This is a genomic window from Limosilactobacillus reuteri subsp. porcinus, assembly GCF_036621895.1.
GTDB lineage: Bacteria > Bacillota > Bacilli > Lactobacillales > Lactobacillaceae > Limosilactobacillus > Limosilactobacillus reuteri_J.
The window spans coordinates 1,855-2,876 of sequence record NZ_LN887504.1; the positions used below are offsets into that span (position 1 = coordinate 1,855).

Annotated in this window: 1 rRNA gene (running past one end of the window); it reads left to right on the top strand. The window is 48.1% G+C overall.

Annotated features, from left to right (window positions below):
* The first annotated feature begins 134 nt into the window (after window positions 1-134).
* Window positions 135-1,022: ribosomal RNA gene (locus AACL61_RS09845) — 23S ribosomal RNA — on the top strand (it continues 2,014 nt past the right edge of the window).

Sequence of the window (1,022 nt, forward strand, 5' to 3'; positions counted from 1 at the left end):
TTGTACTTTGAAAACTAAATACTATCTAATTTCTTTATTAACAAAACAATAAACCGAGAACACCGCGTTATTTGAGTTTTAATTAACGAATTATAATCGCTAACTCAATTAATCAGACAATCTTTGATTGTTTAGGTTAAGTTATGAAGGGCGCATGGTGAATGCCTTGGTACTAGGAGCCGATGAAGGACGGGACTAACACCGATATGCTTCGGGGAGCGGTAAGTACGCTTTGATCCGGAGATTTCCGAATGGGGCAACCCAATCAGCTTAGTCGCTGATTACTTGACTAGTGAATACATAGCTAGCAAGAGGTAGACGCAGTGAACTGAAACATCTTAGTAGCTGCAGGAAGAGAAAGAAACATCGATTCCCTGAGTAGCGGCGAGCGAAAAGGGAAGAGCCCAAACCAACAAGCTTGCTTGTTGGGGTTGTAGGACTGAACATTAGAGTTACCAAAGTGCGACGTAGTCGCAACAGTTGGGAAGCTGTGCCATAGAGGGTGAAAGCCCCGTAGACGAAACGTCACACTCTCTGTTCAGGATCCTGAGTACGGCGGGACACGTGAAACCCCGTCGGAACCCGCGAGGACCATCTCGCAAGGCTAAATACTCCCTAGTGACCGATAGTGAACCAGTACCGTGAGGGAAAGGTGAAAAGCACCCCGGAAGGGGAGTGAAATAGTTCCTGAAACCATGTGCCTACAAGCTGTCGGAGCCCGTTAATGGGTGACGGCGTGCCTCTTGCAGAATGAACCGGCGAGTTACGATTGCATGCAAGGTTAAGGTGGAAAAACCGGAGCCGTAGCGAAAGCGAGTCTTAAATGGGCGTAAGAAGTATGTAGTTGTAGACCCGAAACCAGGTGACCTACCCATGTCCAGGTTGAAGGTGCGGTAAAGCGCACTGGAGGACCGAACCCGTGTCAGTTGAAAATGGCTGGGATGAGGTGTGGGTAGCGGTGAAATTCCAAACGAACTTGGAGATAGCTGGTTCTCTCCGAAATCTCTTTAGGGGGAGCCTTG